This is a genomic window from Zoogloea sp., assembly GCF_041908905.1.
Taxonomy (GTDB): Bacteria; Pseudomonadota; Gammaproteobacteria; order Burkholderiales; family Rhodocyclaceae; genus Zoogloea.
The window spans coordinates 1-7,899 of record NZ_JAYREK010000062.1 but is presented as its reverse complement, the minus strand read 5'-3'; the positions used below and the strand labels follow the sequence as shown (position 1 = coordinate 7,899).

At 63.1% G+C, this 7,899-nt stretch carries 6 protein-coding genes and 1 pseudogene; 5 read left to right on the top strand and 2 right to left on the bottom strand.

Features of this window, described 5'->3' with window-relative positions:
- Nucleotides 1–243: 243 nt before the first annotated feature.
- On the top strand, nt 244–1,659 hold the full coding sequence (locus ACE3OU_RS18480; RefSeq protein ID WP_374243028.1) for a mannose-1-phosphate guanylyltransferase/mannose-6-phosphate isomerase: 1,416 nt from the start codon (nt 244–246) through the stop codon (nt 1,657–1,659).
- 150 nt (nt 1,660–1,809) lie between these two features.
- On the opposite strand, the gene ACE3OU_RS18475 is transcribed toward ACE3OU_RS18480, so the two are convergent.
- Nucleotides 1,810–2,490, bottom strand: a complete 681-nt coding sequence (locus tag ACE3OU_RS18475) for a hypothetical protein (protein ID WP_374243027.1) — start codon at nt 2,488–2,490, stop codon at nt 1,810–1,812.
- An 861-nt stretch (nt 2,491–3,351) separates the two neighbouring features.
- Here ACE3OU_RS18475 and ACE3OU_RS18470 point away from each other — a divergent pair.
- The 3 genes and pseudogenes from ACE3OU_RS18470 to ACE3OU_RS18460 all read left to right on the top strand — a co-directional run bounded on the left by ACE3OU_RS18470 (nt 3,352) and on the right by ACE3OU_RS18460 (nt 5,605).
- Nucleotides 3,352–4,134: a PEP-CTERM sorting domain-containing protein gene (locus tag ACE3OU_RS18470; RefSeq protein ID WP_374243026.1), complete on the top strand. Its 783-nt coding sequence runs from the start codon at nt 3,352–3,354 to the stop codon at nt 4,132–4,134.
- A gap of 19 nt (nt 4,135–4,153) precedes the next feature.
- Nucleotides 4,154–4,665 (top strand): annotated as a pseudogene (locus ACE3OU_RS18465) (transposase); the annotation flags it as partial.
- 361 nt (nt 4,666–5,026) lie between these two features.
- Nucleotides 5,027–5,605: a Uma2 family endonuclease gene (locus ACE3OU_RS18460; RefSeq protein WP_374243025.1), complete on the top strand. Its 579-nt coding sequence runs from the start codon at nt 5,027–5,029 to the stop codon at nt 5,603–5,605.
- A gap of 161 nt (nt 5,606–5,766) precedes the next feature.
- Here ACE3OU_RS18460 and ACE3OU_RS18455 read toward each other — a convergent pair whose 3' ends face one another.
- A complete protein-coding gene (locus tag ACE3OU_RS18455) occupies nt 5,767–6,261 on the bottom strand; it encodes a hypothetical protein (RefSeq protein WP_374243024.1) in 495 nt (164 codons plus the stop codon).
- Nucleotides 6,262–7,210: 949 nt separating this feature from the next.
- Between ACE3OU_RS18455 and ACE3OU_RS18450 the strand changes: the two genes are divergently transcribed.
- A complete protein-coding gene (locus ACE3OU_RS18450; protein WP_374243023.1) occupies nt 7,211–7,780 on the top strand; it encodes a DUF6036 family nucleotidyltransferase in 570 nt (189 codons plus the stop codon).
- The last annotated feature ends 119 nt before the right edge of the window (nt 7,781–7,899 follow it).

The window sequence follows — 7,899 nt, the reverse complement described above, 5'->3', positions numbered from 1 at the left end:
ACAGCCAGATGGGTGTCGGCCAGCTGTGCGAGAAGCTCGTCCCGAACGGCGTGTTCGCCGACGTGAAGAGCTTCTACGATCCGGCGGCGCTCGAAGCGGCCGGGGCCAAGGTGTGGCGGCTTTGAGTTAGAACGCAGTTGAGGGGGACTATTGGAAATAGCTCCGCTCTTTTGTCATCAAGGGCCGGTATGACCGGCCCTTTTTACGCCCGATACTACTTATTTTGAATTTAGGTGTATTTCAATGTTGATTCCAGTAATCCTCTCCGGCGGTAGCGGCACCCGCATGTGGCCGCTTTCTCGCGCAGCCTACCCCAAGCAGTTTCTGCCGCTCGTTGGCGAAAAGACCATGCTTCAGCAAACAGCGCTGCGCATTCAGGACATGCCGGATCTGGCTGCTCCGATCGTGATAAGCAATGCTGAGCAGCGCTTTGTCGTTGCCGAGCAATTGCGGGCGATTAATGTGAAGCCGTCGTCCATTCTTCTTGAGCCGGTGGGGCGCAATACGGCGCCGGCGGTGGCCGTGGCAGCTATTGCTGCGCTTCGGATGGACCCGAACGCGGTGCTGCTGGTGTGGCCGTCGGACCATGTGATCCTCGACGAAGTGTGCCTGCGGCGTTACGTGGAGCGTGCGGCCCAACTGGCCAAGGATGATTATCTAGTGACTTTCGGCATCAAGCCGGAATCGGCTCATACCGGCTATGGCTATATCCGGCGTGGTAAGGGGCTGGATGACGGAGCCTATGAGGTTGCAGCATTTGTCGAGAAGCCGGACCTGCAGACTGCGGAAGGTTTTTTGACCGATGGCGGCTATTACTGGAACAGTGGCATTTTCTGCCTGAAGGCTTCGGTCTACCTCGAAGAACTCGGGCTCCGTCAGCCCGCGATTCTGGAGCAGTCCCGCCTGGCCGTTGAGCAGGCCAAGGAGGATCTGGACTTTGTGCGGCTGGATGAGGCGGCATTCTCGGTCTGCCCGTCGGAATCCATCGACTACGCGGTCATGGAGCACACCAGCCGCGCCGCGGTGGTCGAGGCGGCTGATCTCGGCTGGAGCGACGTGGGCTCGTGGTCTGCCTTGTCGGACGTAGTGGATCGGGATAGCTCGGGTAATACGCTGCTGGGCGATGTGCTCGTCGATGGTGTGCATGATTGCTACATCCGCGCGGAGAACCGGATGGTGGCGGCGATCGGTGTCGATAATTTGGTGATCGTCGAGACGGCCGATGCGACACTCGTGACCACCAAGGATCGCGCTCAGGATGTGAAGAAGATCGTTGAGCGTCTTAATGCCGAAGGTCGCGGCGAATCGGTGTTTCACCGCCGTGTTCTGCGCCCGTGGGGCAGCTACGAGGGTATTGATGCGGGCGAGCGCTTCCAGGTCAAGAGGATCGTCGTCAACCCGGGCGCAGCCTTGAGCCTGCAGATGCACTATCACCGCGCGGAGCACTGGATCGTTGTGAAGGGTACGGCGAGGGTGGTCAACGGGGAACGCGAGATTCTGCTGGGTGAAAACCAGTCGACTTACATCCCTCTCGGCGAAAAGCACCGCCTGGAGAACCCGGGCAAGGTGCCGTTGGAGCTGATCGAGGTGCAGTCCGGTTCTTACCTTGGTGAGGATGACATCGTGCGCTTTGACGACCAGTATGGGCGGACGAAGTAGGCATCCGGATTTCTCTGGGAGTCGACGGAGAGCCGATGATTTTCACAAGGCCGTCCTTTATCGGTTGGCCTTGTCGCATTTTGTGGCTACTTCAGTCGCCTGCGGGCGTAGGCTGCCCTCCCCAGGCAGGGGAGGGCAGGGATGGATGCTTCAGCCCCCCACGGCGATGCTCACCACGTCGCTCCACTGGCCGACCTGGGCGTCGCGGAGGCGGTAGATCGCCTTGTACTTCCAGACGGCGCCGGTGCTGGGTTTGGCGGCGGTGTCGGTGAAGCCGGGGGCGGTGGTGGTGGTGGCGAGGATGAAGCCCTTGTCGTCGCCGCGGTCGGCCCAGATCTCGATGGCGTCGGCGTCGCCCTTGGGCCATTTGATGATCGGGTGGCCGGCTTCGGTGGCGAGGTCGAGGACGGGCTTCCAGGCGCTGGAGTCGACGGTCTGTTCGGCGCCGACGATCTTGAGGTCCTGGCCGATGGCTTCCGTGTAGTTGCGCGCCGTCTTGAGGCGCGAGACGAGGGCGGTGAGGCGCGGGATGATGCCCAGGGGCACGGCCGGCACCGGCGCAGGCAGGTTGGGGGCGTGGGGGAAGGCGGTGGAGCCGGTGCCGCCGTCCCGCTGGATGGTCTTGAAGGCGGTCCACAGCCGGGAGTTGGCCTGGATGGCGTTGAAGGCGCCGAGGGTGTAGCGGAAGGCGGCGGCGTCGGCCTGCAGGCTGGTGATGTCGGCGGGGCTGATTTCAAGAACATCGGCGTAGACCGGCAGGCGGGCCGCGAGGTGTTCGAGCAGCTCTGCCTTGCCGCTATCGTCCTTGGGCAGGTAGTAGCTTTTAGCCATGGTGTGTCTCCTGGTGGTGATGAAAGGGTGGGCGGGGCGCCCTCGCCGGGGCCCCATGAAGACCCAGAACCCGCGCCAGTGCTGGGTTTGCGGGGTTTGGAAGGGGAAACGGTGGGGCTTTGGGGCGGCGCTGGGCGACGTTTTTGTGATGTCACAAAAACCCTTGGCGGCGTGCAAAAATCCGTCGGCGGGCTGAAAAAACCTTTTTGTCACATGACCAAAAACGTTGGTCACGCCGCCAGGATTTTTTGCCATATGAAAAAATCGGCGGGTGGCGTCAAAGAAACGGGTGGCGGGCCCGCCAGCGCTTTTTGTCATATGAAAAATGCCTTTGGTGGCGTGACCCCGGCTGTTCGTGGTGTCGCCGGGGGTTTTGGTGACGTGGCCGGGAGCGTTTGGCGCGTGTCGCGGCGTTTTTGCGGCGTGGCTGGCGGTGTTTCGGGCGCGTCTGGGCGTTTGGGCGGCGCGGCCGAAAACATTGCGGGTGTGGCTGGAAGGATTCCGTACGTGACGGAGGGCGTCCGGGGTGTGTCGGAAAGCGGGGCGGCGCGGCGTTGTCGCATCACGGAGCGTCCGGGACGCTGCGGGGGCTGCACCGCACTGCCCGGGTTTATGTCATGGAAATTGTCCGCAAATGATATTGGGAAATGCGGATGGCAATCAAGTAAACCTCGGGCGGGCAAATCCGGGCCCGCCGGCGGGGGTTAGCCCTCCTGCCGCAGGGGCGCTGGAGATGTCGCCCTAAAAAATCACGTATTCAGCAGATTTTTAGTTAATTTCAATTTTTGTTAATTTCCACACGTGGAGGGCGGGTGGCGGCTCGTAACATGGCCGCATTCCATTCAATCCAGAAGAAATAAAATGCCCGCCCCCGTTTCCCGCTCCGCCCGTCGTCACGGCCTCTCCGCTGCGCCTTCCACCCAGCCCCTGCGCGCCCTCGGCCTGGCCCTCGCCGTGGCGCTCGGGGGGCTGTCGGTTCCGCTGGCGGCAAACGCCAGCCTCGTCCAGGGCCACGACCCCGATGGCTATCGCACCGGCGAGTTCCGCCTGCCGCTGGGGGCCGGCGAGCTGGTGTTCACCGGCAGCGGCGCCTACAACTACCCCAGCTTCGATTACCGCACCACGGTCGCGACCGGCGCCCGCACCGAGCTGATCTTCGGTGCGCCGCTGGCCGCCGATACGCCGATCGACGCCAATGACACCTACGGCGCCGGCAGCGAGACCCTCTACGACCGCTGGCAGAGCGGCTACATGGTCTATCAGCCCGGCGGCCGGAGCTGCAGCCGCTGGAGTTGCTGGTACTACCCGAGCATCTCCTATGGGGTGGTCACCGGAGCCGGCATCGACGGCGCCTGGGCGGGGGACACCAGCGGGCTGCTGGGCTTCCGCTTCGAGGACAAGGGCTGGCATTACGGCTGGGTCGAGCTGACCGTGGATGACGATTCCTTCGACATCGGCCGCTGGGCCTACCAGGAGGTGGCCGGCGTTGGTGTCATCGTCGGCTCCACCACCGACCTGGCCCCGGCGCCGCAGCGCTTCGCGTCGCCCGCCGCCCCGGCCGCGGCGGTGCCCGAGCCTTCCGCGCTGGCGCTCCTCGCCCTGGGCGCCGCCGGCGTGGCTGCCTCGCGCCGCCGCCGCGCCTGACCTTCCGCTCTGCGGCCCCGGCATGGCCGAGGCGCTGGAGGCGGTGTATCCGCGCACCACGCTGCAGACGTGCATTGTGCACCTGCTGCGCAACAGCCTGAGCTACGCGGGCTTCCGTGATCGCAAGGCGCTCGCCGATGCCCTCAAGCCGATCTACCAGGCGGTGAGCGCCGAGGCGGCGGAGGCGGCGCTGGAGGCGTTTGCCGAAGGCGAATGGGGCCAGCGCTTCCCGACGGTGGCCGCGGCATGGCGACGGGCGTGGGAGCAGGTGATCCCGTTCTTTGCCTTCCCGCCGGAGGTGCGCCGGGTGATCTACACGACCAATGCTATCGAAAGCCTCAACGCCCGGGTGCGCAAGATCATCAAGACGCGGGGGCACTTCCCGACCGACGAGGCGGCCACCAAGCTGATCTGGCTGGCGCTGCGCAACATCACGGCTGAATGGAAAAACCGATGCTGTACTGGAAGCCGGCGATGAACCAGTTCGCCATCCTGTATACCGATCGTTTCATCCCGGCGATGGCACGATGAGCCGATTCTTCCTGCTCCGCCGCGGCGGGGCAGGAAGAATCAAAACCGTCTCGAACACAAAATTCCTGACACTCCCCGGCTGGAAGTTTTTTGGGCGTGTCTCGAAACGTCTTCGGAAGGGCCGGGAAGGGCGTTGGCATGGAGGCGGATGTTTTTCGCATCAAGGAGAATGTCGTCCGGAATGCCGGGATTGCTGCGCCGCGCCGTGGCGGATCATGTCAGTTCAATGTCGGCGGATGATATGCGGGAGCGCTGCAGGAATGCAAGTTGACTAAGGTCGCAGGGGGCCGCGCTGTAGTCGGCAGGCGTTGCAATGTTTTTGTGTGTGACTACACTGGGGCGCTTACAGGGGGGGGCGCGCATGGGACGAAAGCAACTGACTCAACATCAGATGACCGCGGACGAGTTCTACCTGTGGCTTGAGTCACAGAACGAGAGGTACGAGCTGGTGGATGGGCAGCCAATGCTCATGGCAGGGGCAACGATTGCGCACGACACCTTCGTCATGAATGCCGCGAGAGTCATTGGCAACCAGCTATTCGGGAAGCCTTGTCGCCCTCGGTCCGCCGACATAGCCATCAGGGTCTCGGACCATCAGGTCCGGTATCCCGACCTGAGCGTGGATTGCGGCGACCCGGCGAGTTCTGCCCGGGAAGCTGGCAAGCCGGCACTGGTCATTGAAGTCGAGTCCCGCAGCACCGGCATGGTTGATGCTATTGACAAGTTGGAGGAATATAAGTCCATTCCTTCCATGCAATACATCATCCTCGTTTCAACCAGGAAACCACGTGTCAGGTTCTACTGCCGCAACGAAAGCAGCGCTTGGGACGGTCAGGTCATCATTGGCATGGAGTCACAGCTCGAGATGCCCTTGATTGGCGTGACGCTGTCTCTGGGGGACTTGTATTACGACCTCCGATTCGAGGCGGAACCGAGCTGACGTCGAGATGAGAGGTGCCGAGGGGGCGTGCGATCAGCGTGAGGCGAATGTCTTCAGGCTGGCGGCAATGCTTGTCCGGGCGCGTCACCCCCAAAGTTCTGCCGGATTGATGGCGGTGAGCAAGATCGCCCCTTGCTGCAGGGTGTTGCCCTCCCCGGGCGTCAAACATCCACGATCTTCCTGAGCAGCCCGAAGCTGACGCGCCAGTGGCCCTGGTTGGGGTCGCACTGGATGGAGGCGGTTTTCTGGTTGATGCGGACGATGGTGCCGACGTGCTCCTGCAGGTGCTGGTCGGTGAACGAGACGGTGTCGCCAGGCCGGAAGTCGTCGCGGCGGGCGGCGGGGGGCGCGGGCGGGGGCGTTTCATCCGGGCGGCGGGGCAGGCCGTCGATCACGAGGGCGGCGTAGGGCAGGGTGAGGCGGCGGCGGGTGGCGATGTCGATGAGGACGGCCTGGGTGGGCTTCAACTCGACGATCTGGCCTTGCCGCTGCGTTGCCTCGATGTCGTCGGCGATGTAGGAGACGACGAGGCCGAGGTTGAGGTGCCGGCGGATCTCGATGATGCGCTTGGGGTCATCGAGGAGGCGCACCACGGTGAGGTGGAGCCGGTACAGGTCGGCGCTGGAGGCCAGGCGCAGGGCGTCGAGGATGTTCATGGGGCGGGTTGGCGAAGCTGGGATGCTGGATTGTAGGACGTGGGGAAGCCGGCAGGCCAGGTGGCGGTGTCTGGGGCGTATTCCATGGGATGACAAGCGGCTGGTGTGCAGGAAGACCGGCTATACGAGGTCAGCGGCCTGGCGCTTTATGGCAAGCTGCGCCTGCGGGTGGGGTTAGTGCAGCGTGATCCGACATTGCCGCGTGGTGCCGTGGGTGGGTGGTAGTGCGTCGGGTTACGCTGCGCTAGCCGACCTACGCCTGAACCGGAAGCTGGCGATTTCTGGCACGAACCGTGGATCTGCTGTAGGGGCGACTTCAGTCGCCCGCGGACGTCAAATATGGGATCTATTGACAAGGCCCTTGAATTCACTGACGGCTGGAAGCCTGAAAAACTCATGTATTCAAAGAAGTACATGAGAAACAGACTGTAGCGCCGCGTCTTTATTCAAGGGCCGGGTTAATAGCTTGGTTTTGCCGGCTGAGGACGACTGAAGTCGCCTCTACATCGCCCCAACAGGAAAACCGGGCAGCGCCTGTAGCCTGGGCCGACGCAGCGTGGCCCGAATCCTTTCTGGATCTGTTGTTGAGTTTTCCGGCGTCTTGAGTTTAGAGTGCCGCAGCCGGCAAGGTGCCGGGTGGAGGAACGCAGCGATGTCGGGACGCGAGTCGGAGGCGGTCATGCTTGACCGGTGCAGGGGGGTGGCGACGAGAGGCGCCGAGGGGGCGTGCGATCAACGGGAGGCGAATGTCTTCAGGCTGGCGGCAATGCTTGTCCGGGCACGTCACCCCCTGAGTTCTGCCGGATTGATGGCGGCGAGCGAGCGATATTTCCTGGCGCATCCTGATGAGCGCCTTGCCGCGGAGGATGTGCTGCGCAGGGGCTGGGTGACCAGTTTGCCGCGTTTGCGGGATCTTCTTGATGCCCAGTTGCGTGAGGAGGCGTGAGGGGTGGGCGCAAACATCTGTCTGCACACTGATACGGCTTTGGCGAAGGGTTTGCAGGCCCTCTTGAAACGCCTAGAGGCTCGCCTCGGTTTGCGTGTGCCGGTCAAGGTTTTCCTGGCGGGAGGAATGGCGGTTCATCTGTATACGGCCGGGCGGGTGACGACAGATGTCGATGCCGAATTCGGTGCCCGGCTGCTGTTGCCGAACGATCTGGCCGTCGAGATCGCTCTTGAGGATGGAACACCTCAGCTCGTCTATCTCGATACAAACTACAACCCGACGTTCGCGCTCATGCATGAGGATTATCAGAACGACGCGATCCCGGTAGATCTGGGGCTCGAGTGGTTCCATGTGTATGTGCTGTCACCCTGTGATCTGGCAGTGAGCAAGATCGCCCGCTTCGCCGAGAGTGATCGCGAGGATATCGTGGCGCTGGTTCGTCTCGGCCTGACGAACGCCGATGCCATCGAACGGCGGGCGCTGTCTGCCCTGAGCGGCTATGTCGGTGGGCAGGCGATGCTCCTGTTGAACCTGCGTGATGCATTGTCCCTGGCACGCGCGGCGGAGGCATGACCGGCCAGCCCGTAGCCCGGCCTACGCTGCTGCTCAACGCGGCGATGCCCCCTGTAGGTGCGGCGTCAGCCGCACACCCCCCGGGAAAACACGGGAGATACATAAAACTGGCCCCCACC